This window comes from Microbacterium altimontanum (assembly GCF_058349865.2).
Genome location: NZ_JBYRJB020000006.1, coordinates 320,338 through 347,167, shown reverse-complemented (window position 1 = coordinate 347,167; position 26,830 = coordinate 320,338). Strand labels below are relative to the sequence as shown.

27 protein-coding genes are annotated in these 26,830 nt (G+C 70.3%); 14 read left to right on the top strand and 13 right to left on the bottom strand.

Annotation, left to right across the window (positions count from 1 at the left end):
• Window positions 1-175 precede the first annotated feature (175 nt).
• The 3 genes from AC3RX1_RS13215 to AC3RX1_RS13205 all read left to right on the top strand — a co-directional run bounded on the left by AC3RX1_RS13215 (window position 176) and on the right by AC3RX1_RS13205 (window position 1,440).
• Window positions 176-439 carry a ribbon-helix-helix protein, CopG family gene (locus AC3RX1_RS13215; protein WP_491501704.1) on the top strand — a complete coding sequence of 88 codons (264 nt, stop codon included), beginning with the start codon at window positions 176-178 and terminating at the stop codon, window positions 437-439.
• The gene (locus AC3RX1_RS13210) at window positions 436-675 is read left to right on the top strand and encodes a toxin (protein ID WP_491501703.1); all 240 of its coding nucleotides are present in this window, start codon (window positions 436-438) and stop codon (window positions 673-675) included. The genes AC3RX1_RS13215 and AC3RX1_RS13210 overlap by 4 nt, the downstream gene beginning before the upstream one ends.
• 186 nt (window positions 676-861) lie before the next feature.
• Complete coding sequence (locus AC3RX1_RS13205) at window positions 862-1,440, top strand: carboxymuconolactone decarboxylase family protein (RefSeq protein ID WP_491501702.1); 579 nt, start codon at window positions 862-864, stop codon at window positions 1,438-1,440.
• Window positions 1,441-1,549: 109 nt separating this feature from the next.
• Here AC3RX1_RS13205 and AC3RX1_RS13200 read toward each other — a convergent pair whose 3' ends face one another.
• The 8 genes from AC3RX1_RS13200 to AC3RX1_RS13165 are packed head-to-tail and all read right to left on the bottom strand — an operon-like array spanning window position 1,550 to window position 11,085.
• Window positions 1,550-3,202: an amidohydrolase gene (locus AC3RX1_RS13200; RefSeq protein WP_491501701.1), complete on the bottom strand. Its 1,653-nt coding sequence runs from the start codon at window positions 3,200-3,202 to the stop codon at window positions 1,550-1,552.
• A gap of 36 nt (window positions 3,203-3,238) precedes the next feature.
• Entirely contained in the window at window positions 3,239-3,718 is a 480-nt protein-coding gene (locus AC3RX1_RS13195) for a DUF3237 domain-containing protein (protein ID WP_491501700.1), read from the bottom strand.
• A gap of 14 nt (window positions 3,719-3,732) precedes the next feature.
• Complete coding sequence (gene nikE / locus AC3RX1_RS13190; protein ID WP_491501699.1) at window positions 3,733-5,409, bottom strand: nickel ABC transporter ATP-binding protein NikE; 1,677 nt, start codon at window positions 5,407-5,409, stop codon at window positions 3,733-3,735.
• Window positions 5,406-6,269: an ABC transporter permease gene (locus tag AC3RX1_RS13185; protein ID WP_491501698.1), complete on the bottom strand. Its 864-nt coding sequence runs from the start codon at window positions 6,267-6,269 to the stop codon at window positions 5,406-5,408. The genes nikE and AC3RX1_RS13185 overlap by 4 nt, the downstream gene beginning before the upstream one ends.
• Window positions 6,266-7,210, bottom strand: a complete 945-nt coding sequence (locus tag AC3RX1_RS13180) for an ABC transporter permease (protein ID WP_491501697.1) — start codon at window positions 7,208-7,210, stop codon at window positions 6,266-6,268. Before AC3RX1_RS13180 ends, AC3RX1_RS13185 begins: the two co-directional genes overlap by 4 nt.
• 42 nt (window positions 7,211-7,252) lie before the next feature.
• Window positions 7,253-8,905 (bottom strand): ABC transporter substrate-binding protein, encoded by a 1,653-nt coding sequence (locus tag AC3RX1_RS13175; protein WP_491501696.1) that lies wholly within the window; start codon window positions 8,903-8,905, stop codon window positions 7,253-7,255.
• 54 nt (window positions 8,906-8,959) lie between these two features.
• A complete protein-coding gene (locus tag AC3RX1_RS13170) occupies window positions 8,960-9,418 on the bottom strand; it encodes a DUF3237 domain-containing protein (RefSeq protein ID WP_491501715.1) in 459 nt (152 codons plus the stop codon).
• On the bottom strand, window positions 9,418-11,085 hold the full coding sequence (locus AC3RX1_RS13165) for a CocE/NonD family hydrolase (protein ID WP_491501695.1): 1,668 nt from the start codon (window positions 11,083-11,085) through the stop codon (window positions 9,418-9,420). The genes AC3RX1_RS13170 and AC3RX1_RS13165 overlap by 1 nt, the downstream gene beginning before the upstream one ends.
• Window positions 11,086-11,249: 164 nt before the next feature.
• On the opposite strand from AC3RX1_RS13165, the gene AC3RX1_RS13160 reads away from it, so the two are divergent.
• On the top strand, window positions 11,250-11,822 hold the full coding sequence (locus AC3RX1_RS13160) for a TetR family transcriptional regulator (protein WP_491501694.1): 573 nt from the start codon (window positions 11,250-11,252) through the stop codon (window positions 11,820-11,822).
• Window positions 11,823-11,825: 3 nt separating this feature from the next.
• On the opposite strand, the gene AC3RX1_RS13155 is transcribed toward AC3RX1_RS13160, so the two are convergent.
• Entirely contained in the window at window positions 11,826-12,578 is a 753-nt protein-coding gene (locus AC3RX1_RS13155; protein ID WP_491501693.1) for an alpha/beta fold hydrolase, read from the bottom strand.
• Between the two features lie 85 nt (window positions 12,579-12,663).
• Here AC3RX1_RS13155 and AC3RX1_RS13150 point away from each other — a divergent pair, with 85 nt between their 5' ends.
• The gene (locus AC3RX1_RS13150; protein ID WP_491501692.1) at window positions 12,664-13,944 is read left to right on the top strand and encodes a pyridoxal phosphate-dependent decarboxylase family protein; all 1,281 of its coding nucleotides are present in this window, start codon (window positions 12,664-12,666) and stop codon (window positions 13,942-13,944) included.
• A gap of 47 nt (window positions 13,945-13,991) precedes the next feature.
• Here the strand turns inward: AC3RX1_RS13150 and AC3RX1_RS13145 are convergent, their stop codons facing one another.
• From AC3RX1_RS13145 to AC3RX1_RS13135, 3 genes are all read right to left on the bottom strand, one after another.
• Window positions 13,992-14,237 carry a DUF2795 domain-containing protein gene (locus tag AC3RX1_RS13145; protein ID WP_491501691.1) on the bottom strand — a complete coding sequence of 82 codons (246 nt, stop codon included), beginning with the start codon at window positions 14,235-14,237 and terminating at the stop codon, window positions 13,992-13,994.
• 100 nt (window positions 14,238-14,337) lie between these two features.
• Window positions 14,338-14,763: an Hsp20/alpha crystallin family protein gene (locus tag AC3RX1_RS13140; RefSeq protein WP_491501690.1), complete on the bottom strand. Its 426-nt coding sequence runs from the start codon at window positions 14,761-14,763 to the stop codon at window positions 14,338-14,340.
• Between the two features lie 58 nt (window positions 14,764-14,821).
• On the bottom strand, window positions 14,822-15,073 hold the full coding sequence (locus AC3RX1_RS13135) for a hypothetical protein (protein ID WP_491501689.1): 252 nt from the start codon (window positions 15,071-15,073) through the stop codon (window positions 14,822-14,824).
• 138 nt (window positions 15,074-15,211) lie between these two features.
• Here AC3RX1_RS13135 and AC3RX1_RS13130 point away from each other — a divergent pair, with 138 nt between their 5' ends.
• Window positions 15,212-15,493, top strand: a complete 282-nt coding sequence (locus AC3RX1_RS13130) for a MerR family transcriptional regulator (protein ID WP_491501688.1) — start codon at window positions 15,212-15,214, stop codon at window positions 15,491-15,493.
• A 46-nt stretch (window positions 15,494-15,539) separates the two neighbouring features.
• On the opposite strand, the gene AC3RX1_RS13125 is transcribed toward AC3RX1_RS13130, so the two are convergent.
• A complete protein-coding gene (locus AC3RX1_RS13125; protein ID WP_491501687.1) occupies window positions 15,540-16,544 on the bottom strand; it encodes a LacI family DNA-binding transcriptional regulator in 1,005 nt (334 codons plus the stop codon).
• A 173-nt stretch (window positions 16,545-16,717) separates the two neighbouring features.
• On the opposite strand from AC3RX1_RS13125, the gene AC3RX1_RS13120 reads away from it, so the two are divergent.
• The 8 genes from AC3RX1_RS13120 (at window position 16,718) to AC3RX1_RS13085 (ending at window position 26,646) form a co-directional block, all read left to right on the top strand.
• Window positions 16,718-18,223 (top strand): sugar ABC transporter ATP-binding protein, encoded by a 1,506-nt coding sequence (locus AC3RX1_RS13120; protein ID WP_491501686.1) that lies wholly within the window; start codon window positions 16,718-16,720, stop codon window positions 18,221-18,223.
• Window positions 18,220-19,245 carry an ABC transporter permease gene (locus tag AC3RX1_RS13115; protein ID WP_491501685.1) on the top strand — a complete coding sequence of 342 codons (1,026 nt, stop codon included), beginning with the start codon at window positions 18,220-18,222 and terminating at the stop codon, window positions 19,243-19,245. Before AC3RX1_RS13120 ends, AC3RX1_RS13115 begins: the two co-directional genes overlap by 4 nt.
• Window positions 19,242-20,282 (top strand): ABC transporter permease, encoded by a 1,041-nt coding sequence (locus AC3RX1_RS13110; protein WP_491501684.1) that lies wholly within the window; start codon window positions 19,242-19,244, stop codon window positions 20,280-20,282. Before AC3RX1_RS13115 ends, AC3RX1_RS13110 begins: the two co-directional genes overlap by 4 nt.
• 58 nt (window positions 20,283-20,340) lie before the next feature.
• The gene (gene rhaS, locus AC3RX1_RS13105) at window positions 20,341-21,381 is read left to right on the top strand and encodes a rhamnose ABC transporter substrate-binding protein (RefSeq protein WP_491501683.1); all 1,041 of its coding nucleotides are present in this window, start codon (window positions 20,341-20,343) and stop codon (window positions 21,379-21,381) included.
• A gap of 52 nt (window positions 21,382-21,433) precedes the next feature.
• A complete protein-coding gene (locus AC3RX1_RS13100) occupies window positions 21,434-21,799 on the top strand; it encodes an L-rhamnose mutarotase (RefSeq protein ID WP_491501682.1) in 366 nt (121 codons plus the stop codon).
• Complete coding sequence (rhaI, locus tag AC3RX1_RS13095; protein ID WP_491501681.1) at window positions 21,796-22,962, top strand: L-rhamnose isomerase; 1,167 nt, start codon at window positions 21,796-21,798, stop codon at window positions 22,960-22,962. Before AC3RX1_RS13100 ends, rhaI begins: the two co-directional genes overlap by 4 nt.
• 86 nt (window positions 22,963-23,048) lie before the next feature.
• Window positions 23,049-25,100, top strand: a complete 2,052-nt coding sequence (locus AC3RX1_RS13090) for a bifunctional aldolase/short-chain dehydrogenase (RefSeq protein ID WP_491501680.1) — start codon at window positions 23,049-23,051, stop codon at window positions 25,098-25,100.
• A 127-nt stretch (window positions 25,101-25,227) separates the two neighbouring features.
• Window positions 25,228-26,646 carry a rhamnulokinase gene (locus tag AC3RX1_RS13085; RefSeq protein WP_491501679.1) on the top strand — a complete coding sequence of 473 codons (1,419 nt, stop codon included), beginning with the start codon at window positions 25,228-25,230 and terminating at the stop codon, window positions 26,644-26,646.
• The last annotated feature ends 184 nt before the right edge of the window (window positions 26,647-26,830 follow it).

The following is a 26,830-nucleotide window of genomic DNA, read 5'->3' as shown; positions in this document are numbered from 1 at the left end:
CGACACCGTCCTCGAACTCAGCGCATAACCCCTCAGATCGAAGGACACCGCGCTACACCACTACTCGGGACTTGACCCCCGCGTACCTGCCCCGGAGCGATCCTTCTTCGCGCTGTCCCCATTGGCAAGCCTCCTCGCACGTTGATCGTTCCGAATTTCGTATTACGATGGACTCATGAGTCCGGATGAGACGATCAACGGCGCGCCGGTCACGGAGGAGCAGATCACCGCATGGGCGGCGGAGGCTGAAGCCGGCTACGACGCCGAGGCGCTCAAGAAGCGTGGACGAGGCCGACCCGGTCGTGGTGCTGAGCCATCTCAGGTCGTGGCGCTTCGTCTCACGAGCGATGAGCTTGCGGAGCTTGACGCGCGCGCAGCGCAGGAGCACAAGACGCGCTCCGAGCTGATCCGTGACGCGCTGGCTGCATACGCAGCGTGAAGGTCCACGACGCTGCCCGCAGGCACGGAGTCTCCGATGAGGATGCCGTTCAGGCGGCAACCTGGGCGGTCTGGATTGAGAACCTGGATGACGAGTCGCCCGCGCGTCAACTTCGACTGGGGTTCGACACGCAGGGGCGATTGCTGGAGACCGTGGTGCTCGTATTCGACAGTGGGAACGAGCTCGTCATCCACGCTATGAAGGCCCGTCCGCAGATGCTTGACCTCTTGCCGTAGGGCTTGGACGTGGGCCTCAGCGACGACCACGCAGGCCTCGTGCACGACCACCAATCGATGAGCCCTCCTCGACTCCCGCCGCTCGAGCGATCACACTGGATGGTGCCGGCCAGCGTCGGGCGGCGAACCGCGCGTCGGCCGACGGTCGCGGCTCCTCCCGATCGGCGCCTCGCCGATGGAGGAGTCATGATCGTTCAGCCGCCGGCCGCGGACGCGGTCGAGGGCCACGCCGCCGAGATGTACGCGAGCGACATCGCCGCCGACGGATTCGTGTTCGGCTACACGCGGGCCATGGCCGTCAACCCCGACGCCCATGCCGCCTTCGAAGCGCTCGTCCACGCCGTGGTGCCCTCGATCGGGGTTCGTGTGTACGAGCTCGCGACGCTCGGCGCCGCCCGCGGCATCCGATCACCGCACTGCCTCCTCGCGCACGGCCGCAAGACCCTGCGCACCGGTCTCATGGACGAACAGCAGCTCGCCCGTCTCGGCCGGGACTACCGCGACGCCGACCTCGGCCCCGCAGACGTCGCCGTCATGACGTACGCCGAGAAGCTGTCGACGGATGCGTCAGCCATGACCGACGCCGACACCCAGGCGCTGCGCGACGTGGGGTTCACCGACCGGCAGATCGTCGACATCACCCTCGCCGCGGCGGCCCGCAACTTCCTCAGCCGCACGCTGCTCGCACTCGCCGTTCCCGTCGACGAGGTTCCCGGCATCGACGCCGAACTCGCCGACGCGCTGCTCAGCCCCTGTCAGGACTGACGCGCAGCCGGCGCACCTGCCGGTCGAACACCACCTCGCCCGCGACAGGGACGCTCGAGTGCCGTCGCCGGTCGCACACCACCTCACCTGCGACGACCCGGCCCCGCGCCTACCGTTCGAACACGACTTCGCCCGCGACGACCGTGGCGGCCGTCTGCAACGAGGCGAGCGCCTCCGCCGGCAGCTCGAACGGGTCACCGGTCGCCACCGCGAGGTCGGCGCGCTCGCCGACCCGGACGTGCCCCGGCCGGCCCAGCACCAGCTCACTCGACCCGTTCGTGTACGCGCTCAGCGCCTGCGTGAGCGTGAGCGACTGATGCTCGGCGTCGAGCGTCGGCGGATGCGCCCCGGCTGGCAGAGGAGGCACCTCGACTCCGGGAGGGGGCGGCGCCCAGCGGTTCACCGTGACGTGGATCGCGAGCCACGGATCGGCGGGCGACACCGGCCAGTCCGACCCCATCGCCAGCGCGGCACCGCCCTCGGCCATCGTGCGGAACGGATACCCCTGCCGCATCCGCTCCTCACCGATCAGCGTCACCACGAACGGATCGGGAGCCGCCCACAGCCCCTGGATGTTCGCGGTGACGCCCAGCGGGCCGAACCGCTTCGCGTCCTCCGGCTGCACCATCGAGAGGTGCGCGATGTGGTGCCGCGGCCCTGCGCCGTTCGCCACGCGGGCCGCCTCGATCGCGTCCAGCGCCACCCGGATGCCGCGATCGCCCATGATGTGCAGGTGCAGCGCGAACCCGGCCGCGTCGAGCTGCAGGACGAACGCGCGGATCGTCGCCTCGTCGAAGTGCAGCTCCCCGGCGAATCCGTCGGCGCTGTGGTTGCAGTACGGCTCGAGGAGCGCCGCGGTCTCCCCATGCGGCACGCCGTCGATCATCGCCTTCGCCGTCGAGGTCGGAAACCCCGCTGCGGCGTTGCGTTCGCGCAGCTCCACGAACCGTGCGACGAGCGCCGGCACCTCCTCGCGCTGCAGCCCCGGCCCGAGCCACAGCGCGCCCGACGCCTCGCTCTTCAGCGTCGCTGCGGCGATCCCGTGCAGGTACGCCGGCGTGCAGTCGGCCTTGCCGTTGTACTCGCCGAGGATCGCCTCGTGCCATCCGGTCACTCCGAGAGACCAGAGGTACTCCTGCGCGTTGAGCAGCCCGGCGTACATCTCGTCGTCGGTCGCGGGCGGAATCACGCGACCCACGAGCTCGGCCGCCGTCTCGTTGAGGTAGCCGATCGGATTGCCGTCGTCGTCCCGGTGGATGTGGCCGTTGTGCGGCTGTGGAGTGTCGCGGTCGACGCCGGCGAGCTCGAGGGCGCGAGAGTTGACCCACAGCGTGTGGTGCCCCGCGTCGCTCAGCGCGACCGGGCGGTCGCGCACGATCTCGTCGAGCTGGCGCCGCGTCGGCATCGGGAACAGCTCGTGACTCCACCCGCCGCCGGTCAGCCACTCGCCATCGCTGCGCTCCGCCCCCTCCCGGATCAGCGCGAGAGTCTCCTCGACGGTGCGCGCGGGCGTCAGATCCAGGCTCAGCCGCTCGACTCCGGCGAAGACCGCGTGCGTGTGCGCGTCGACGAATCCCGGATGGATGAGCCCGCCGCGCGCATCGACGCCGCGGGTGGTCCGCCCGGCGAGCTCCTGCACGGAAGAGTCGGATCCGACGCGCACGATGCGACCGCCCGCGACCGCGACGGCGGTGCTCTCGGTGCGCACCGTCCCGTCGAAGACGCGGCCGTGGATGATGACGAGATCTGCGGAGTCGGGCACGATGCGCCTTTCGGTGTGGGGGACGGATGTCGCGGCTCAGACGAGCCGGAACACGCGGATGATCACAGAGCCCGGCTCGGCACGGGCGTAGCCGACGAACTGCGACTGGGTGAGCCACTGCAGATCGGGATGGTCGGTGCGGAACTCGAACGCCGTGCGGTAGTACAGGTCCTCTTCGCCGACGGGTTCGCCGGCCAGCATCCGCTCGAAGGTCGCCGCATCCGTCCGCCAGATTCCGCGGTTGATCACCTCGACACCGGCGGTCCCGTCGTTCAGCTCCGCCTCGATGACGTAGCGCGCGTCGAGGGCGACGGTCAACCCACGGCCGCGCCACCAATCGCCTCCGCTGTTCAGCACGGTGCCGCGGAGCCTCGGCCCGTCGAACGTGCCGCCCGACACGGGGGCGAAGTGCAGTCCCTCGCCGGGCGTCTGTCCGCCGAGCGGCAGCGCCTCGTCGACCTGGCAGCGCAGCTCGAAGCAATACTCGAAGGCGGGTTCCATGAGGCCGGAGGTCATCTGCGTTTCTCGATTCACTCGGGGATGCGGCCGCCGCGCGTGACGGTCGCGAGGGCCTGCGTCCGACCCAGTCGCCGTCGACGCGGCGTCCATCCCTCGCGCGGGATCGAGTCGAGCAGCAGGCGCGTGTAGTCGGCCTGCGGGTCGTCGAGGATCGCTGCGGCGGTGCCGCGCTCCTCGATTCTGCCCTCCCGCATGACGACGACGTGATCGCACAGTCGCCGGATCACGGTGAGGTCGTGCGTGATCATCAGAAGGGCGACGCCGGTGTCGCGGCGGATGCCGTCGAGCAGAGTGAGGATCTCGACCTGCGTGGTGACATCGAGCGCCGAGACCGCCTCGTCGAGCACCAGCAGCACCGGGTCGGCCGCCAGCGCGCGGGCGATCGCGACGCGCTGGCGCTGACCGCCCGACAATGCCCGGGGGCGGGTGTCGAGGAGGTCCTCATCGAGCCGCACCTGCGCCATGAGCTCGCGGACGCGGGCTGCGACATCCTCGCCGGAGTTCTTCGGGCGGTGCACGCGGATCGCCTCGACGAGGCACTGCCGCACGGTCTGGCGTCGGTCGAGCGACTGGTACGGATCCTGGAACACCATCTGCGCGATCTTCGCGCGGCGCCGGCGTTCGCGTCCGCCCCGCGCCGGGAGGCTCCAGTCCTCGCCGTTCACGGTGATTGTGCCGGCGTCGGCCCGTTCCAGCCCGAGCAGCATGCGGGCCGTGGTGGATTTGCCGGATCCCGACTCTCCGACGATGCCGAGCGACCCGCCGGGAGCGAGCGCCATCGACACGCCGTCGACTGCGCGCAGCGTCTCCTTGCCGCCGCCTGCGGAGCGCACCCGGTAGCTCTTGCGCACATCCGCGATCGTCATGATCGGCGCCACGGCGTCTGTCTGCGGGGTGAGCGGCGGCGCCTCGTCGAGCGTCGCGGACATGAGGGCCTTCGTGTACGGATCGGTCGCGTCGCGCCGCATGCCCTCGGCCGCGAGCGTCTCCACGATGCGGCCGTGCTGCATCACGTTCACCCGGTCGCAGACGGCGCCCGCGAGGGCGAGGTCGTGGGTGATGAACAGCAGCGACAGCTCACGATGCCGCCGCAGATCGGCGATCACCGCCATGACCTCCTCCTGCGTGGTCACATCCAGTGCCGTCGTGATCTCGTCGGCGAGGAGGATCTCCGGATCCATCGCCAGCGTCGCCGCGATCATCACGCGCTGCAGCAGACCGCCCGAGAGCTCCGCGGGATGCTGCCGCATCCGCCGTCCCGGATCGGTGATCCCGACCTCGTCGAGCAGCTCGCGCGCGCGGCGCTCGGCGTCCTGCCGGCGCGCATCGGCGACGTGCACCAGCGCTTCCGTCATGAAATCGCCGATCGTGCGCAGGGGATTCAGATGAGCGCGCGGCGTCTGGAACACCATGCCGAGCCGGCGGGCGCGCAGCTCGCGCAGTGCTCGGGGAGCGAGATCCGCGACGTCCTGCCCGTCGAACCGGATCGCCCCGCCCGTCGTGAAGCCGTCGGGAAGGAGGCCCGCCACCGCGCGGACGGTGAGCGTCTTCCCCGAGCCCGACTCGCCCACGAGCCCGACGGCCTCGCCCCTGCCGACCGACAGCGTGCTGCCGAACACCAACTGGCGCGGGCCGTCCGCGCCGGGCGCGAAGATGTCGATGCCATCGATCTCGAGTACCGGGTTCATCGTTCCTTCTCCTCGGCCCAGACCGTGACCCTGCCGCCGACGATGCCCACGGCGAGCACGGTCAGCACGACGAGGATCGCCGGGAACACCGACTGTTCGGGGGCGCCGGCGAGGATGCCCGCCTGGCCGTTCGCGATCATCGAACCCCAGTCGGGCGCCGGCGGCTGCTGACCGAGGCCGAGGAAGGAGATCGCGGCGAGGTCGAGCATCGCGTAGCCGAAGCCGACCGCCATCTGCGCGGCGACGATCGGGACGAGCGCCGGGATGAGATGTCGGAAGCAGATCGCGAGGCTGGAGACGCCCTGCACCCGCAGTGCCGCGGTGTACGGTTTGCCGAGCTCGCGCGCGGCGGCCGTCTGCGTGAGGCGCGCGACGATCGGGATGTACGCGATCGACAGGGCCACGACCGGAGCCGCGAGCCCCTTGCCGAAGATCGCGACCGCGAGCACGGCGATCACGAGTCCTGGGATCGCGAAGATCACATCCACGAGGCGGGCGATCCCGCCGCTCACCCAGCCGCCGAACCATGCACCGGTCACGGCGAGCACGATGCCGAGCAGAGAGGAGAGGATGACCACCACGATCGGCGCGAAGACGCTCGCCTGCGCGCCGACGAGCGCGCGCGAGAGGATGTCGCGACCGAGGTCGTCGGTGCCGAAGGGGTGGGCGATGCTCGCCGCCCCGTTCACCGGCCCGACGTACAGCTGGGCCGGATCGTACGGCGCGATCCACGGGCCGAGGAGCGCCCCCACGACGATGACGCCGAGGACGATGAGGGCGCTCAGGACGAGCCAGTCGCGCTTCGCAGCGCGCTTGGCCACCGCGGGTGCGGCGCCGCCGGCGATCTGTGCGACGCTCATGCGCTCCTCCCTCCGGCGACGCTCGACGGGTCGATGAGCGCGCTGACGAGATCGGCGACCGCGTTGAGCACGACGAAGATCGCCACGAGCAGGAGCGACACGATCTGCACGACGGGCAGGTCGGCGCGCGCGGCCGCCTCGACGAGCAGCGAACCGATGCCGCCGATGCCGAACGCGACCTCGGCGATCGCCGACGCCGCGAACAGTCCAGCGATCGTCGTGCCCGAGATCGCGAGGATCTGCGGCGCGGCGTTGCGGAACACGTGCACACGGAAGATGCGGCTGCGGGGGATGCCGCGGACCCGCGCGGTGTCGACGTGCTCGGAGTGCAACTGAGCCACGAGCGAGGCGCGCGTGATCCGGCTGATGTAGGCCATGAAGAGCACCGCCAGCGAGATCGCGGGGAGGATGAGGTGCCAGAGCCGATCCCACACCCCGTCGCCCTCGCCGTACACCGGGAACCAGCCGAGGCTCTTCGCGAAGATCCAGATCAGCAGGATCGCGACCACGAACGTCGGCAGCGCCATCCCGAGCGACGTGAGCACCGACACGGTGCGATCGACGGCGCGCCCGCGGGTGGCGGCGAGGATGCCCGAGCCCACGCCGAAGATCAGGATGAGCGCCACCGTCAGCAGCACGAGCTGGAACGTGACGGCGAAGCGGGGACCGACGAGGGTCACGACATCCGTCTTGTAGACGAACGAGCGCCCGAAGTCACCGTGCAACGCATCCGTCAGCCACAGCCAGTACCGGGTCCACACCGGATCGTCCAGGTGGAAGTCCGCACGGATCTGAGCGATGAGCTCCGGCGTCGGCTTGGCGCCGCCGGCCAGCGCCGCGATCGGATCGCCGGTCACCAGGACCGCCGAGAAGATCACGACGCTCGCGAGGAACAGCGTGAGCAGCAGTCCGCCCAGCCGCCCCAGCAGCGTTCTCGTCACCGCATCCACCGTACGGACTCCCGTTCTCCCTCGGTCGCCGAACTACTTGCCGCCCAGGTGCAGCGCCCACGGGCTGCTGTAGGCAGCCACGGACGTCGTCACTCCGGTGAGCTTCTTGTTCAGGTAGGTGAGCTGGTACGTGCCGGCGAGGGTGACCTGGAGCACATCGGGCGCGAAGATCTCCTGCGCCGCGACGAACTCCTTCGCGGCGGTCTCCGGGTCGGTCGCGTTCCGCGCAGCCAGCATCTTCGCCGTCACGTCGGGGTTCGAGTAGTTGCTCCAGTTGAAGATCCCGCCCTTGTCGGCCGGCAGCAGGAACAGCGACGGGTAGCCGAGCACGCCGGGCGTCTCCAGGTACCCCTGGGTGGCGACGAAGTCGACCCCCTGCCGCTTGCTGGGGTCGTAGAAGAGGGCCCCGAAGTCGGAGGCCTGCATCTCGTTGATCGTGACGTCGAGGCCGATCTGCTTGCCGGCGCTCTGGATGATCGCCGCGGTCTGCTGCAGCTCCTTCGAACCCGCCGGAACCGCGAGGACGATCGGCGTGCTGGTGCTCTCCCCGCTCTCCTCGACGAGCTTCTTCGCCGTTGCGATGTCGACCTTGGGAGCCGGGAGCGCGTCGTAGCCGGCCTGATACGTCTTCGCAGCCTCCATCGACTGGAACGAGAACGGTGGCACGATCGTCTTCTGCGTGTAGCCGAGGCCGTTGACCACGGTCTTGAGGTACTGCTCGCGGTCGATCGCGAGGCTCAGCGCCTGTCGGATCTTCGGATTCGCGGCAGGGCCGGTCGCCGAGGCCGGGCCGAAGCTGTACGAGGCGGTGGAGTGCCCGATCGTCAGCGCACCGGCGCCGTCGCCCTGGAACGCCGCGAGGGAGCCCGGGGCCACGTTGATCGCGCCGTCGATGTCGCCCTGGGTGAGCGCGGTCGTGAGCGTCGACCCGTCGGAGACGAACGTGTATTTCATCGTCTTGACCAGGGGAGCGCCGTTCCAGTAGTCGGGGTTCGCGGTTGTCACGATCTCGCTGCCGGGCTTCCAGCCGTCCTTCGCCAGCTCGTACGGACCCGTGCACATCAGACCGCCCTGCGCGGTGCCGAGCGACTGGCCCGCCGCCTCGCCGTACGCCTTCTCCATCACCGCCGAGCCTTGACCCGCCAGGGCGTCGCGGAACGTCGAGTCGGGCGCGACGAAGTGGACGGTGACCTCATGCGGCCCGGTGGCGACGATGCCGGCCTTCGGGTCGGGAACGACGAGGGCGAACGCGCCGAACCACTGCGAGGTCGGGTTCATGCTCTGCTGCAGGCTGTACACCACGTCGTCGGCGGTGACCGGGTGGCCGTTCCAGAACTTCACGTCGTCGCGCAGCGTGATGACGAACGTCGTCGGGTCGACGAACTCGGCGCTGGTCGCGATGCCCGGCTTGATCGAGAAGTCGGGCTGGAGCGACAGCAGGTTGTCGCAGAGGTTGGGGATGATGAGGTTCGCCGAAGACGCCGGGTTGAGGGTGGCCGGCTCGCCTTCGACGATGGCCCAGGTGACCTCGTCGACGGGCTTCGTGCCGGCCGGCTGCGAGTCGACGATCGTGAGATCCTTGCCACCGCCATCCGTGGTGGTGCTGTTCTCTCGGGGAGCGCAGGCGGTGAGTGTGAGCGCTGCCACGCAGGCGAGCGCCGCGACCGTCAGTGCGGTTCTGGTCATGGTCTTTCCGTCCTGATCTGGGTGGGTGGGTGCGGAGGAGTCGACGTCGACTCGTCAGGTGAGCAGGTAGACGCGGATGCAGACGTGGCCGTCTTCGTCGCGCGCGAGTCCGATGAACTGGTTCTCGGCGAGCCAGCGGTGCTGCGGGGCGTCGGTCTGGAAAACCGGCGCGGTGCGGAAGTAGAGGCCGGGTTCCTCCTCGGGAACGTCCTCCCCTGCCTCCATGCGCCTCATGATCTCGGGGGAAGCCCGGAAGTAGCCCCGGTTCAGGATGTCGATCACGGCGCCGTCGTCGGCGCGGATGAGATAGCGCGCCTCGAGCTGGGCGGTGCCGAAGCGTTCGACCGCCCAGTCGCCGCCGCCGGAGAGCACCTCGCCGTTGAGCCGGGGGCCCGTCACGCTGCCGCCCGAGATGGGGGTGAACGAGAGCCTCTCCTCCGGACCGCGGCCGATGTGGAAGTCGGGGTCGACGCGGGCGCGGATCTCGAACACGTACTGCAGGACGGGCTCCATCACGGCAGTTCTCCTTCCAGGACGGTGAGGGTCAGGGCGAACGCGTCGGCGCCGCCGATGACGAGGGACTGCGTGTTGCGTCGGGTCTCGCCCCACGTCCACGGATCGGCTCCGGTCCCCGTCTGCGGCAGGAACTCCGGGAAGTCGCTGCTGGCGACGTGCACGCGCAGCCGGTGACCGGCCGCGAGGCGGTAGCCGATGTGGCCGAGGTCGACCTCGAGAGTCGTCGCCTCGGTCGCATCGGTGAGCTGCAGCTGGCCCCGTGCGATGCGCAGCGCCGTGCCGTCGGGAGCGACATCCAGCAGGCGGACGAAGCAGTCCATCACGGGCCCGTCGGACGCGACGCCCATCCGGGCGGAGACCGGTCCGGCGAGGTCCACATCGCCCGTGGCCGGCGCCGAGTCGAAGCGCAGCACGTCGGCGCGCTCGCCGATCGGAGCCTCGTCGGGCCGGTAGAGCAGGTAGGAGAAGGCGTCGGGCACACTCGACGGGACCAGGTCGCCGGGGTCGTGCGTCCACGTCAGCGTGGTGGAGGCGGTCGGGCGGTTGCTCTGGAGTCCGCCGCCTGGCGTCGCGAACCTCGTGGCGCGGCGCACCCCCGTCGGCGGCCACGTGTCGCCGGTGCGCATCCCCTCGGTGCCCGCGAGGTTCCACGAGACCCGGGGCAGGGCGGCCGCGGGGCCGTTGCCGCGGACGAAGACGTCGAAGAAGGCGAGGGCCGGATCGAGGGTGCGCGGCAGCAGATCGCGGATCTGCTGCTCGCTGCGGTCGGCGACGCGATCCTCATCGGCGTCGAGCAGCTGGAAGCTCTCGTGATCGAGTGATTCGATGCGCAGGTAATGGTGGGCGTCCCAGTTCGGGTGGCGACGGATGCGGTCGACATCGGCCCACGACAGCGGCGCGCAGTTGTCCCACCAGCCGATCGTGTGCAGCGTCGGCACCGAGCGTCCCGCGAAGGGGTCTCCGGCGGGGAAGCGCGGCAGCAGCACGGGATGCGGATACCACTGGTCGTACGAGAGTCCGCGGTAGCCGACCTGCGCCATGAACTCCTCGGCCTGCGCGGCGAAGTCGCGCCGCGACCAGTCCGGCTCCCAGATCAGCATGTCGCGGTCGAAGAACTGCGTGAGCGGGTACATGTACGTCACTCCCCACTCGACATCGCGGGTGCGCTGCCCGGGTTCGCGGCGGACGGGTTCGCCGAGGCCGGTCCCGGTCACGCGCGGCGAGATGGCCTTGAGCGCGGGATGGCCGCTGGCCGCCGCCGCCCACTGCGTGTAGCCGTAGTAGCTGTCGCCCCACATCGCGACGCGGCCGTTCGACCACGGCTGGCGGGTGATCCACTCGATCGTGTCGTAGCCGTCGTCGACTTCGTTCACGAACAGGAGCGCGTCGCCCTCCGACCGGAACTTGCCGCGCACATCCTGCGCCAGCACGCGGTAGCCGTGTCGCGTGAAGTACTCCGCGATCAGCGGGATGAAGCAGTAGTCGCCCGATTTGTCGTACGGCAGCCGGATGAGGACGGTGTCACCGGGCGTCTCGTCGGCCTCGTCCGGTGCGCCGGGGAGGTAGACGTCGCCGGCGAGCACGACCCCGTCGCGCATGCGGATCCGCGCCGAAGACGAGAGCAGGCTCTCGGGTGCCGGGGGGATGCGCACCACGTCAGTCATCTCACTCCTTCGTCGTCGTCGACTCGCCGGGTGGCGGCGGGGTGACGGTCACGCTACGGGAGTGGGCCGAAGATAGTCAAGTCTGACTAGACTAAAATTTACCCCGTCGTTACACTCGACCCGAACGCGGGCCGCGAGTGTGCATCCCGCGGTGAGGAGTTTCGATGCCACGCACGTCCGTCGCAGCCGTTCGTCGCGAGCAGATCATCGACGCGACGATGACCACGATCGCCGAGCACGGCATTCGCGGCACGACCCTCGACCGGATCGCCGAGGCCGTGGGGATGTCGCGCGGACACGTGCGGCATTTCGTCGGCAACCGCGACCGGCTGCTGCTGGACACCGCGCGGGCGGTGTTCGCCGACGAGAACGACGAGGTCGGGTCGATCCTCCCGGCTGCCGTCACCGACATCGGGGGAGCCCTCGACTACCTGTTCGGGCCGGAGTTCAACTCGCCCGATCGGGAGAACGCCGTCGTCCTGGGGCTCGTCGAGCTCTCGCGCACGACGCCCGACATCGCGGACGTGCTCACGACCGCGTACACCGCGACCCGTGAGCAGCTCGCCGAGCTGGTCGCCGCCGCCAAGCCGCACGCCGCGAGCGATGCCTGTGCGACGATCGCGTACGGCATCCTCACCTGCGCGCTGGGTTCGGTGTTCCTCGGCGACTTCGACGCCGACCCCGCCCGGATGGAGCGTTCGCGAGGAGCCGCGGAGGCGATGCTCGCCGCGTTGTGAGGCTCACTGTGGCACGGTCGTCGCGCGGATCGCGGCGGCCACGGTGCGCGGAGCCGTGTGCTGGACGACGTGGTGACGATGCGGGATCTCGACGAGCGCGCCGTCGCGGGCACGGTCGCGGAGGAGTCGGCACCACGTGCGGCCGGCGATCGGGTCGCGCGCCCCGCGCATCACGAGCAGCGGCATCTCGAGCAGCGGCACGCGCTCCTCGATCGGATACGCCACCATGTGGCGCGCCTGCGTGAGATACCACGTCGGGCCGCACCGGATGTAGTCGGCGAGCACGAGCGCGTTGGCTGTCCACGACTCGAGCAGCGTCTCGACGGCCAGTGCGCGGAACTGCGCGAGGAGTGTGCGGTGCTGCGCATCGGCCACGGGGCCCATGGCGACGACATGAGCGACGAGTTCCGGCCGCTGGACCGCGAGCTCCACAGCCCATTGAGCGCCCATCGAGTGGCCGACGAGAACGACGGGATCGGTGCTCGACCCGGCGACGACGTCGCCCAGCGCCGCGGCCATCTGCGCGATGTCGACGTCGTGCGGCGGGGTGGGAAGGCCGCCGTGGCCGGGGAGATCGACCGACCACACCGGCCGCTCCTGGGCGAGCGCGTCGTGCAGCCGGGACAGGTATCGGTGCGACATCCCGATGCCGTGCACGAGCACGACGGGAGGCCGGCCGCTGCCGTGCGGCTGAGGTCCGGCGACCACCCGGAAGGCGAGGTCCCCGATGTCGAGGTGCTGGAAGGTGCGATCCACCACGCCAGTCTGGTGGGTCCGGCAGCGTCTCACGGGTTCGCACGCCCGCAGGAGCCCGAACACTGGGCCTGCTACCGTGACCGGAATGGAGCGGGCTGGAGCAGAGGCGGCCGATGCGGCCGCGGCCCTCGCGGCGGACTTCCGTCCGGACGACGACGGGCTGCATGAGGCTCTGCGAGCGCTGATCGAGGCGAAGCGGATGCCGGGAACGCCGCACGGCGACCCGCGCGCCGGCCTCGCGCTGCCGCGGCGCTGGCCCGACGATGGGATGGGCGCGCGAGCGGCGCTCGCCGCCCTCGCGAGTACCGCGCTCGACAGGCCGACGCGCCTCGATCACGCCGGCTTCTTCGCCCACATGGACCCGCCGACGCCGTGGGTCACGTGGGCGGCTGCGCAGTGGGCGGTCGCGATGAACCAGAACCTGCTGCACCCCGACACGGCTCCGGCGGCCCGGCAGCTCGAGCGCCTCGTGGTCGGGTGGCTCGCGCCGGCGTTCGGCATGGACGGCGGACATCTCGTTCCCGGGTCGACCGTCGCGAACCTCACCGCGCTGTGGGCGGCGCGCGAACTCACCGGCGCCCGGCGGGTCGTCGCGACATCCGCCGCGCATCTCAGCGTCGCGAAGTCTGCGCGCATCCTCGGCCTCGAGTACCACGCCGTTCCCGTCGACGAAGCGGAGCGGATGCGTCTCGACGCGCTGCCGAGCCGCCTGGACGACGCGATCGTCGTGCTCACCGCCGGGACGACGGCGTCGGGTGCCGTCGATCCGCTGGAGGCGGCATCCGGCGCCGGCTGGCGTCACATCGACGCCGCGTGGGCGGGCCCGCTGCGGCTCTCGTCGCACGGTGGGGTGCTCGACGGCATCGAGGGCGCCGACTCGGTCGCGGTCTCCGCGCACAAGTGGCTCTACCAGCCGAAGGAGAGCGCGCTCGTCCTCTTCGCCGACACGGCACCCGCGCACGCGGCGGTCAGCACGGGCGGCGCCTACCTCGCGGCGCCGAACGTCGGTCTGCTGGGCTCGCACGGTGCGGCGGCGCTCCCGCTCGCCGCGACCCTGCTCGCCTGGGGTCGTGACGGACTGCGGGTGCGGATCGACGCCGCCATGGCGCTCGCGGAGCGCCTCGCCGACCGCGTCGTCGCGGAACCGGCGCTGGAGCTGTTCGCCCGGCCGGCCACCGGCGTCGTGGCATGGCGCCCCCGACCGGACCTGATGCGCGACGGCGACGTCGCGTCGGTGCGCGACCGGACGACCGACGCCTGGGTCAGCACCACGACCATCGGCGGCCAGACCTGGCTGCGGTCGGTGGCGGCGAATCCCCTCGCCGACCCCGACCGCGTCGTCGACGCGGTGCTCGCCGCGCTCTGACGCCGGCGCGCCGCGTCGACGGGCAGGCCGAGTCGAGGGATGCCGGATCAGGCGACAGCGCCCTGGAGCGCTCCGCGGGCGAGCGCGTCACCGGCGGCGCGCACGAGGCGCATCGCGCCGAGCTCGCGGCGCACGACCCAGCCGCTCTGATAGCTGCCGTCGGGCAGCGTCTCGAGGTGTTCCAGGTCGTGCCACGGCAGATCGTCCCTGATGCCCTCGCGCAGCAGGTCGTCCTTCGTCGCCGGGTACTCCATCTCCGCGAGGAACCGGGTGAGGGTGTCGGAGATGTGCATGGGGTCTCCTCTCGAGAAGCAGTGTGGATGTGTATATCGGGGCAAGCGGATGCGTCGGCCGCGCGACTGCGGCGGCCGACGCATCCGGTTCAGGGCCGACTCACGCGTTGATCGCGTGAGTCTCCTGGGCGGCCTTGCCCACGGCGATCTTGCGGGGCTTGGCGCGCTCGCTGACCGGGATGATCACGGAGAGCACGCCGTTGTCGTACGAGGCGCTGATGCGATCGACGTCGACACCGTCGCCGAGCGTGAACTGGCGCAGGAACGACCTGCCGCCGCGCTCTCGCGCGAGCCACTTCACCCCCTCCCGCGTGTCCGCCGTCCGCTGGGCGCGGATGGACAGCTGCCCACCGTCGACGTCCACGTCGATCGATCCCGGGTCGATCCCGGGCATGTCGGCGTGGAGCACGTACTGGTCGCCTTCGCGGAACAGGTCCACCGGCATCAGCCGAGGAGCGCGAATGGAGTCCAGCATCGACGCAGCGAGACGGTCGAACTCGGTGAAGGCATCGGAGGTCATCGTCATGTCGTTTCCTTCCTTTCGTCCTCGAATGAACAACAGACCGAGATGCGGAACGCCAGGGTCACGCCGCCGGAGGGGAGCGCACGCGCGCGAGCGGAAGGGCGGGCGTCGTCGGGAGCGACCCAGAGGGCCGGCGGCACACGGGCAGTGCTCGTGCGGAGTCCGTCGGCGCTGTGGGGCACGTCTCGATGCGGTGCGGGAACGACCAGCGGATGATGTCGAAGAACATCTCGTCGATCAGCTCCTGATCGATGTCGCGCAGGTCATCGGCGGACGGCGTCTCGCGCAGCACGATCTCGGCTTCCGCCATCACCGGAATCACCTCCTTTCGACTGTCCACCTGCTCGTGGAGAACCGGTAACGTATGACGGAGATAATCTGTGTTTGTTGCTGTAGATTTGTTGTACCTGATCCCGACCCAACGTGCAACAGCTCTAAGGAAACTTGCAGGATGGCAACGCGCGACTCGTCCACCCCGCTGTACGGCATCGCCGTGGCGGCCGAACTCGTCGACCTTCCCGAGCCCACGCTGCGGCTGCTGGAAAGCAAGGGGCTCCTCACGCCGTCCCGCACCGCCGGCGGCACGCGCCGCTACAGCGAGGACGACGTCGCCCGGCTGCGCAGGATCGCAGACCTGCGTGACGACGGGGTCAACGTCGAAGGCATCCGGCGCATCCTGCACCTCCAGGACGAGAACCAGGAGCTCCGCGACGCGATGGAGCCGGATCGGTAGGGCCCGACGGGCGAAGGGCGCCCGGCGGTGACAGGAGGTGCTGTCGTCAGCCGGCGGTCGACTGCCGCACGACGAGTTCGGGGCGGAACAGCACATGCCGCCGCTCGCCGCCGGGGTCACGGGACTGGCCGATGAGCAGCTCGACCGCCGTGGACCCGATCTGCGCGGCCGGCTGCCGCACCGAGCTCAGCGGCACCACGGCCGCAGCGGTGAAGTCGATGTCGTCGTAGCCGATGAGCGCGATGTCGTCGGGCACCCGCAGGGAACCCGTCATCACGAAGCCCTGCAGGAGACCCATCGCGAGCAGGTCGTTCGCGGCGAAGATCGCCTCCGGCCGCGCCGACGCGGGCCGCTGCGCGATGCGCTCGGCGGCACGCCTCCCCTCCTCGACGGTGAGCCCGGCGGTGCCGACGAACTCGAGAGTCGCGTCGTCGACCGCCGCGACCGCGCTTTCGGCTCCCGCCAGTCGGTCGCTGACCTGGCGGATCGACGTCGGTCCGCCGACGAAGGCGAGCCGGCGCCGTCCGATCGAGAGCAGGTGCTCGGCGGCGAGCCGTCCTCCCTCGACGTCGTCGACGGCGACCGACGAGAACGCCCCGTTCTGCGCCTCCCGGTCGACGAGCACGACGGGGATGTCGCGCTCGCGCAGCTGCTGCAGCCGGGGGAGGTCCTCCGCCACCGGTGTGACGAGCACGCCGAACACGCGATGCTGCTCGAAAAGGTCGAGTGCCGCGCGCTCCCGCTCGGCGCGGTCGTCGCTGTTCGCGACGAACACCGACAGCCCTTGCTCGGCCGCCCGCTCCTCCGCGCCGCGTGCGACATCCGTGAAGAACGGGTTCCGAAGATCGAGGACGACGAGCCCGATCGCCAGGCTGTGGCCGGCCCGCAGCTGCCGCGCTGCGTCGTTGCGCACGAAGCCCAGACGCTCGATCGCCGACTGCACGCGCTCCACCGTGCCACTGGACACCTTCTCGGGCCGATTGAGCACATTGGACACCGTGCCCACGGAGACGCCGGCCGCTTCCGCCACATCGCGGACGCTCACTGTCATCAGAACTCCTCGGCGCTGGGGCGGCAACGTATGAAGCCGACCGTATGAAACGAATCAATCACAGATCGTCCACGAGGGACGGTTCCGCTTGACACGTCGACCCTCGCCATTCTAGTGTGATGCTCACCCGAAATGAAACGATTCATTCCTTCAACGGAGAGGGCAGTACGCAGATGACCAGCACGCCCGTGCTCGAACTCGCCGATGTGCAGAAGGCGTTCGGCGCTGTGATCGCGCTGCGCTCGGGCACCATCAGCGTCGACCCGGGATCGATCCACGCGCTGGTCGGTGAGAACGGCGCCGGCAAGTCGACTCTCGTGAAGATCGTCTCGGGCCTGTACCAGCGCGACGGCGGCACGTTCCGCCTGAACGGCGAGGACGTCGACTTCACCTCCACCGCGCAGTCGAAGGCCGCCGGGGTCGCGGTGATCTACCAGGAGCCGACGCTGTTCCCTGATCTGTCCGTGACCGAGAACATCTTCATGGGCCGTCAGCCCATCGGCCGGCTCGGGCGGATCGACCGCAAGAGCATGCGCCACGAGGTCGAGCGGCTGTTCACCCGGCTCGGCGTCGTGATCGATCCCGACCGTCCCGCCGAGGGCCTCTCGATCGCCGACCAGCAGGTCATCGAGATCGCGAAGGCCGTGTCGCTCAACGCCTCGCTGCTCATCATGGACGAGCCGACGGCCGCCCTCTCCGGCACCGAGGTGGAGCGGCTGTTCACGATCGCGCGCAGCCTGCGCGACGAGGGCCGCGCGCTCATCTTCATCTCGCATCGCTTCGACGAGGTCTTCGCGCTCTGCGACACCGTCACGGTGATGCGCGACGGCGCGTACATCGCGACCGACGCGATCGCCGACACGAGCGTCGACGAGATCGTGCGGCTCATGGTCGGTCGCCAGGTGACGGAACTGTTCCCGAAGGAGGAGGTTCCGATCGGCGAGCCGCTCCTCGAGGTCGACGGCCTCACCCGCGCGGGCGTCTTCCACGACATCAGGTTCACCGTGCGCGCCGGTGAGATCGTCGGCCTCGCGGGACTGGTCGGCGCCGGACGCAGCGAGGTCGCGCGTGCCGTCTTCGGCGTCGACCCGTACGGCGAGGGCACCGTGCGCGTCGCGGGGAGGACCATCCGCCGCGGCCAGCCGACCGACGCGATGGCCGCCGGAATCGCGCTCGTTCCCGAGGATCGACGCAAGCAGGGACTCGTGACGGAGTCGGGCGTCGCCGAGAACATCACTCTCGCGATCCGCCGTCAGCTGTCCCGCTTCGGCCTCATCACGACCGGGGTGGAGAACCGCGCGGCGAAGGAGTGGGCGAGCCGCCTCGAGGTGAAGGCGCACGCGCTCGACACCGTGGCCGCGACGCTCTCCGGCGGCAATCAGCAGAAGGTCGTGCTCGCCAAGTGGCTCGCGACGAAGCCGCGCGTTCTCATCATCGACGAGCCGACCCGCGGCATCGACGTGGGCACGAAATCCGAAGTGCACCGTCTGCTCTCGCAGCTCGCCGGCCAGGGAATGGCGATCCTCATGATCTCCTCGGAGCTGCCGGAAGTGCTCGGGATGGCCGACCGGGTGCTCGTCATGCGCGAAGGGCGGCTGACCGCCGACATCGCACGAGCGGACGCCACCTCCGAGAACGTCATGTTCGCCGCCACTCATGCAACGGAGCTGCACCCGTGACGACCACCAACATCATCCGCACGTCGGCGCTCACCAAGACCGTCGGCGCCATCGGACGCGCCCGGGAGTTCGGCATCCTCCTCGCCGTCCTGCTCGTCGTGGCGGCGGCGACGATCAAGAACCCGGCGTTCCTGTTCACGGCCGACGGATGGCGCGATCTGCTGCTGACCCCGTCGATCCTCGTGCTCGTCGCGATCGGCCAGGCCATCGTCATCATCACCCGGAACGTCGACCTCTCGGTCGGCTCGGTCATCGGGCTCACCGCCTACCTCACCGGGCGCCTGTTCAGCGACATCCCCGGCATTCCGATCGTGCTCGTGGTCGTGCTGGCCATCGCGCTCGGTGCGGCGCTCGGGCTCATCAACGGCGCGATCGTCGCCTTCGCCAACGTGCCGTCGATGGTCGTCACCCTGGGCACGCTCTACGCCTACCGCGGGATCAACGTCGTGTGGGCCGGCAGCAGCCGGGTGAACGCCTCCGACATGCCGCCGTCGTTCCTCGGCCTCGGCACGGCCCAGGTGCTCAGCATCCCGGTGCTCGCGATCGTCGCCCTCGTCGTCCTGGCCGTCGCCGCGTGGTACATGCGCAACACCCGCAGCGGCCGCGAGCACTACGCGATCGGCTCCGATCCGGCCGCCGCGCATCTGTACGGTCTGCGCGTGACGCGCCGCGTGCTGCTCGCCTTCGTGATGTCGGGTGCCCTCGCCGGACTCGCGGGCATCTTCTACGCCGCCCGCTACGGCACGGTCGACTCGCAGGCAGGCTCCGGATGGGAGTTGCAGGCCGTCGGCGCCGCGGTCATCGGCGGTGTCGCGATCATGGGCGGGGTCGGCACCGTCTGGGGCGCCGCGCTCGGCGCCGTGCTCCTCATGACGATCAACCGCGCGCTGCCCGTGCTCGGCATCCCGGACTTCTGGCAGGGAGCCGTCGTCGGCGCGCTCATCATCGGCGCGATCGTGCTCGACCGCGTGCTCGCCGTGCGGCAGCGACGGCGCCTCATCGAAGCGAGGGACGAAGAATGACCACGGCAGCAGTGCGCACCTACCGCGACTACACCCAGCCGTTCTGGCGGCGCCTCATCGTCTCGCGCGAGTCGGCCATCGTCGCCCTCCTGATCATCGTCGCCGTCCTCGCCGCCGTCGGCGTGCGCGGATTCAGCCAGCCGATCACCCTCACGTTCCTGCTCCTCGACGTCACCCCGATCCTGCTCATCGCCCTGCCGATGACGCTCGTGATGGTCACCGGCGAGATCGACCTGTCGGTCGGCAGCATGGTCGGCCTGTCGAGCGTCGTCACCGGAGCGCTCGTGCAGGCGCACTGGCCGTTCGGCCTCGCCGCGATCGCGGCGCTCGTCGTCGGCGTGGTCGGGGGAGCGGTCAACGGCTTCCTCGTCACCGTCGTGGGACTTCCCTCCCTCGCCGTCACGATCGGCACGCTCGCGCTGTTCCGCGGCATCGCCGTCGGCACGCTCGGCACCACGGCCGTGACGACGTTCCCCCACGAGTGGACCGCGCTCGCGCAGGCCAAGATCGCGGGAACCACGATCCCGTACATCATGATCCCGTTCCTCGTGCTGCTGGCGATCTTCGCCGTCCTGCTGCACTTCACGTCGTTCGGCCGGGGCATCTACGCGATCGGCCTGTCGAAGGACGCCGCGCGCTTCTCGGGCGTGCACGTCGAGCGCACGAAGTTCATCCTCTTCATCCTGACGGGGATCGTCTCGGCCTTCGCGGGCATCTTCTACACGCTGCGGTTCGGCAGCGCACGCGGCGACAACGCGACCGGACTCGAACTCCAGGTGATCGCCGCCGTCGTGCTCGGCGGAGTCTCGGTGTTCGGCGGCCGCGGCAAGATCTACGGTGTCGTCGCGGCGGTGCTGCTCATCGGCGCCCTGTCCAGCGCGCTGCGCCTCGCCAACGTCACCTCCGACGTCATCAACATCATCACCGGCGTCCTGCTCGTCATCTCCGTCGTCGCGTCGAGCGTGCTCGCGTGGCTGCAGAAGGCGCGCCGCAGGCCGCCGTCGATCCCATCCGTCGCGGCCCCCACAGCAGGATGACCAGGCCGCTTCCGCCGACGACGCTCGTCGCGGCATCCACCCCGAAAGGAACAGAACAATGAAGTTTGCACGCAAGCGTGCCGGCGCCGTCGTCGCCGTCGCGATCACCGCGGTGCTGGCCCTCGCCGGCTGCGCCGACACCGGCAGCGGAACCGCCCCGACCGGCGGCGCCGGCGGCTCGAGCGACAACCTCGCGGTCACGTTCCTGCCGAAGAACCTCGGCAACCCGTACTTCGACACCTCGGCCAAGGGCGGCAAGGCCGCCGTCGAGGAGTTCAAGGGCACCTTCAACCAGGTCGGCCCGGCCCAGGCCTCGCCCGACGCCCAGGTGAGCTACATCAACACCGCGACGCAGCAGGGCGTGGGCGCGCTCGTCGTGTCGGCGAACGACCCGAAGGCCATCTGCGACGCACTGAACCAGGCGCGCCAGAGCGGCGTGAAGGTCGTCACGTTCGACTCCGACACCGACGCATCCTGCCGTGACCTGTTCGTCAACCAGGCGAGCGCCGACGGCATCGCCAAGGTGCAGGTCGACCTGATCGCCAAGCAGATCGGCGACACCGGCGAGATCGCGGTGCTGTCGGCCGCGGCGAACGCCACGAACCAGAACGCCTGGATCGAGAAGATGAAGACGCTCCTCGCCTCGGACCACCCGAACATCAAGCTCGTCGACGTCGTGTACGGCGACGACGACGACCAGAAGTCGTTCGACAAGACGGCGGCGCTGCTGCAGTCGCACCCGCAGCTGAAGGGCATCGTCTCGCCGACCACGGTCGGCATCGCGGCCGCCGCCCGGTACCTGTCGACCTCGTCGTACAAGGGCAAGGTCGCGCTGACCGGCCTCGGCACGCCGAACCAGATGCGCGAGTACGTCAAGGACGGCACCGTGCAGGAGTTCGCGCTGTGGAACCCCGAGGACCTCGGTTACCTCGCGGCCTACGCTGCGAAGGCGCTCATCGCCGGCGACATCACCGGCAAGGAGGGCGACACGTTCACCGCCGGAAAGCTCGGCGAGTACAAGGTCGGCGCCGACGGCACCGTGCTGCTGGGCGACCCGTTCGTGTTCACCAAGGACAACATCGACAAGTTCGACTTCTAGTCGAACGGCCCGGCCGGCGTGCGCGTCGGCCGGGCCCACCCCGGAGGCTGAGATGACCCGCGTCTGCTTCGAGCTGCAGATCCGCCCCGAGCTCGTCGACGAGTACGTCGCGCGGCACCGCGCGGTGTGGCCCGAGATGCTCGCCGAGATCGCGGCGGCCGGCCGGCGCAACTACTCGCTGTTCCTCGCCGACGGCGGCCGGCTCGTCGGCTACTACGAGACCGACGACGACGCCGCGGCGCAGGCCCACCTCGCCGCCTCCCCGATCGCCGCCCGCTGGGAGGCCGACATGGCGCGCTTCTTCGTCGCGCTCGACGGGCGCGCCGACCAGGCCGCGACATCCCTCACCGAGGTGTTCCACCTCGACGGCCGGGCCGCGGCATCCGACATCGACCACGCAGAAAGCACCGCATCATGACGACGCTCACCCCCGACATCCGCTCCGCGCTCGAGCAGCAGGCGATCGAGCTGCCGAGCTGGGCGTTCGGCAACTCGGGCACGCGCTTCCGGGTGTTCACCACGGCCGGCACCCCGCGCGATCCCTTCGAGAAGATCGCGGATGCCGCGCAGGTGCACAAGTACACCGCTCTCGCCCCGAGCGTGGCGCTGCACATCCCTTGGGACGTGGTCGACGACTGGGCTGCGCTGCGCGCCCATGCGGAAGACCTCGGCGTGCGCCTGGGGACCGTGAACTCCAACACGTTCCAGGACGAGGACTACAAGTTCGGGGCCCTCACCCACCACGACGAGCGCATCCGCCGCAAGGCGATCGAGCACCACCTGCAGTGCATCGACGTCATGGATGCGATCGGCTCACGCGATCTGAAGATCTGGCTCGCCGAGGGGTCGAATTACCCCGGCCAGAACGACATGCGCGCCCGCCAGGACCGCCTCGCCGACTCGCTGCAGCAGATCTACGCGCGCCTCGGCGACGACCAGCGCCTCGTGCTCGAGTACAAGTTCTTCGAGCCGTCGTTCTACCACACCGACGTCCCCGACTGGGGCACGTCGTACGCCCAGGTCGCAGCCCTCGGCGACAAGGCGATGGTGTGCCTCGACACCGGTCACCACGCGCCGGGCACGAACATCGAGTTCATCGTGATGCAGCTGCTGCGCCTCGGCAAGCTCGGATCGTTCGACTTCAACTCGCGCTTCTACGCCGACGACGACCTCATCGTCGGCGCCGCCGACCCGTTCCAGCTGTTCCGCATCATCGTCGAGGTGATCCGCGGCGGCGGGCTGAACAACCCCGACGTGGCGTTCATGCTCGACCAGTGCCACAACATCGAGGACAAGATCCCCGGCCAGATCCGCTCGGTCCTGAACGTGCAGGAGATGACCGCGCGGGCCCTCCTCCTCGACCGCGACGCGCTCGCGGCCGCCCAGCAGGCGAACGACGTGCTGGCCGCCAATGCGGTGTTCATGGACGCGTTCCAGACGGATGTGCGCCCCGCGCTGGCCGAGTGGCGCGCGTCGCGCGGACTTCCGGCCGACCCGATGGCCGCCTACGCGGCATCCGGCTACCAGCAGAAGATCGCGGCCGAGCGCGTCGGCGGCGTGCAGGCCGGCTGGGGAGCCTGACCGAACCGCTCACCTGTCGCAGATCGACCTTCGTGGGCGCCACGGACGTCGATTCGCGACAGGGGAACAGACCGAAGAGAGACACGATGACGAACACGACCGTCGCTGAGCTGATCGCGCGCAGCAACCGCCTCGGGGCGAACCCGGCCAACACGAACTACGCCGGCGGGAACACGTCGGCCAAGGGCACCGACACCGATCCCGTGACCGGCGAGCCGGTCGAGCTGCTGTGGGTCAAGGGCTCGGGCGGCGACCTCGGCACGCTGAAGCCCGAGGGCCTCGCGGTGCTGCGGCTCGACCGCGTACGTGCGCTCGTCGACGTCTACGCCGGCATCGACCGGCCGTGGCTCGACAAGGACGACGAGATGGTCGCGGCGTTCGACTACTGCCTGCACGGCCGGGGCGGCGCCGCGCCATCGATCGACACGGCGATGCACGGGCTCGTCGACGCGGCCCACGTCGACCACCTCCACCCCGACGCGGGCATCGCGATCGCCACCGCCGCCGACGGCGCCGCACTCACGGAGCGGATCTTCGGCGACAAGGTGGTGTGGGTGCCGTGGCGTCGCCCCGGCTTCCAGCTCGGCCTCGACATCGCCGCGATCAAGGAGCAGAACCGGGCCGCGATCGGCTGCATCCTCGGCGGCCACGGCATCACCGCGTGGGGCGACACGAGCGACGAGGCCGAGGCGAACAGCCTGTGGATCATCGCCACCGCGCAGGCCTACATCGACGAGAACGGCGCTTCCGAGCCGTTCGGCGGCGTGCGGCCCGGCTTCGAAGCGCTGCCGGAGACCGAGCGGCGTGCGAAGGCCGCGGCGCTCGCCCCGACGATCCGCGGGCTCGCCTCGACCGACAAGCCCATGATCGGCCACTTCACCGATTCCGCCGTGGTCCTCGACTTCCTGGCGTCCGAGAAGGCGCCGGCGCTCGCCGAGCTCGGCACCAGCTGCCCCGACCACTTCCTGCGCACGAAGGTCAAGCCGATGCTGCTCGACCTGCCCGCCGACGCGCCGGTCGACGCATCCATCGCCCGTCTCACCGAGCTGCACGAGCAGTATCGCGCCGACTACACGGCGTACTACGAGGCGCACGCGACCGACGAGAGTCCGGCCATGCGCGGCGCCGATCCGCTCATCGTGCTGGTCCCCGGCGTCGGCATGTTCAGCTTCGGCGCGAACAAGCAGACGGCGCGGGTCGCGGGGGAGTTCTACGTCAACGCGATCAACGTCATGCGCGGCGCCGAGGCGCTGTCGACCTACGCGCCGATCGACGACGCCGAGAAGTTCCGCATCGAGTACTGGGCGCTCGAGGAGGCGAAGCTGCAGCGGATGCCGAAGCCGAAGACGCACCAGGGCCGTATCGCGTTCGTCACGGGTGCGGCATCCGGCATCGGCAAGGCGATCGCGACGCGGCTCGCCGCGGAGGGCGCGTGTGTCGTGGTCGCCGACCTCGACCTGCAGAAGGCGCAGGATGCCGCGGCCGAGCTGGGCGGAACGGACGTCGCGATCGGTGTGGCGGCGAACGTCGCCGACGCCGATGCCGTGCAGGCGGCGGTCGACGCCGCGGTGCTCGCCTTCGGCGGCGTCGACCTCGTCGTGAACAACGCCGGGCTGTCGCTGTCGAAGCCGCTGCTCGAGACCAGCGAGAAGGACTGGGATCTGCAGCACGACGTCATGGCGAAGGGCTCGTTCCTCGTGTCGAAGGCCGCCGCGAAGGTGCTCATCGAGCAGGGGATGGGCGGCGACGTCGTCTACATCTCGTCGAAGAACAGCGTGTTCGCCGGCCCGAACAACATCGCCTACTCGGCGACGAAGGCCGACCAGGCGCACCAGGTGCGGCTGCTGGCGGTCGAGCTCGGCGAGCACGGGGTGCGCGTGAACGGCATCAACCCCGACGGCGTCGTGCGCGGGTCGGGCATCTTCGCCGGCGGGTGGGGGGCGCAGCGCGCCGCCACCTACGGCGTGAACGAGGAGGACCTCGGCCAGTTCTACGCGAACCGCACGATCCTCAAGCGCGAGGTCGTGCCGGAGAACGTCGCCGACGCCGTGTACGTGCTGACCGGCCCCGAGCTGAGCCGCACGACGGGTCTCCACATCCCGGTGGACTCCGGCGTCGCCGCCGCCTTCCTGCGATGACCCGCCGGCCGCCGTCGCCCCTTCGGCGAGATCGTACGATTTCGCCGAGACCACATCAATCTGGCGCCGGTTTGATGTGCATTCGGCGAGATCGTACGACTTCGCCGCAGCGGCAGCGGGAGGCGGCGTGAGCGCGCGCCGGCCTGGCGCCGTCGCGGCGGTCGATCTGGGCGCGACGAGCGGGCGGGTGATGATCGGACGCGTCGGCGACGACACGCTCGAGCTCGAGCTCGTGAGCCGCTTCCCGAACGGGCCGGTCGCGCGCGCCGACGGGCTGCATTGGGACCTCGAGGCGCTGTGGCGGAGCATCCTCGACGGACTCGCCGAGGCCGTGCGGCGCGAGCCCGGCATCGCGGCGATCGGCATCGACTCGTGGGCGGTCGACTACGGGCTGCTGCGCGACGGCACGCTGCTCGCGGAGCCGTTCCACTACCGCGACGAGCGCTGTGAACACGGCGTCGCCGCAGTGCACGAGGCCGTCCCCTTCGCCGAGCTGTACACGCGCAATGGACTGCAGTTCCTGCCGTTCAACACGCTCTACCAGCTGCGCGCCGACGACCTCCGCGACGAGGCCGACACGATGCTGCTGATCCCCGACCTCCTCGCGCACCGCCTCACCGGCACCCGCGTCGCGGAGCGCACGAACGCCTCGACCACCGGGCTGCTCGGCGTGACCGACCGACGGTGGGATGTCGCGCTCGCGGCGCGCATCGGCATCCCCGCGCGCATCCTTCCCGAACTCGTCGACCCCGGAACGGTCCTCGGCCACGTCGCCGGCGAGGCCGCCGACCGCATCGGCGCGGCGCTGCCGGTGATCGCCGTCGGCTCGCACGACACCGCCTCCGCGGTCGCCGCCGTGCCCCTGTCGAGCCCGAACGCCGCGTACATCTCGTGCGGCACCTGGGGTCTCGTGGGCGTCGAGCTCGAGGAGCCGGTGCTCACCGGCGCGGCGCGCGCGGCGAACTTCACGAACGAGCTCGGCGTCGACGGCCGCATCCGCTTCCTCCACAACATCACCGGAATGTGGCTCCTCAGCGAGAGCGTGCGGCAGTGGGAGGCCGAGGACGGCGCGCCGATCGACCTCCCCGCGCTGCTCGACGCAGCGGCCGCCGAGACCGGGGACGTGCCGCTCTTCGACGCGAACGACGCGTCACTGAGCGCCCCGGGCGACATGCCGGCGCGCATCGCCGCGGTGCTGCGATCGACGAGTGCCGACATTCCCGCGGGGCGCGCCGCGTTCGCCCGCACGATCGTGGAGAGCATCGCGGCGGCGTTCGCCCGCGCGGTCAGCACCGCGGGTCGGCTCACGGGCCGGGAGATCGACGCCGTGCACCTCATCGGCGGCGGGTCGCTCAACGCCGTGCTCTGCCAGGCGACCGCCGACCGCACCGGACTGCCCGTGCTCGCCGGGCCGGTCGAGGCGACGGCGCTCGGGAACGTCCTCGTCCAGGCGCGGGCCGCCGGATTCGTCGAGGGAACGCTCGAGGACCTGCGCGCCCTCGTCGCCCGCACGCATCCGCCCGTGCGGTACGAGCCGCGCGGCTGACGAATCCGCAGCCGACGCATCCACCAAGGCAGCAGGGCCGCGCCGCTGACGACCCCGACGGCCGCTCGCGCTCAGCGGTGGTCGAGGTCGGGACCGATCCGGCGGCGGGCGCGTGCGGGAAGGCGAAGAAGGATGTCGCAGCTGCGGCATCCTTCCCTCTCCATTGTATCGACGGGGTGGGGGC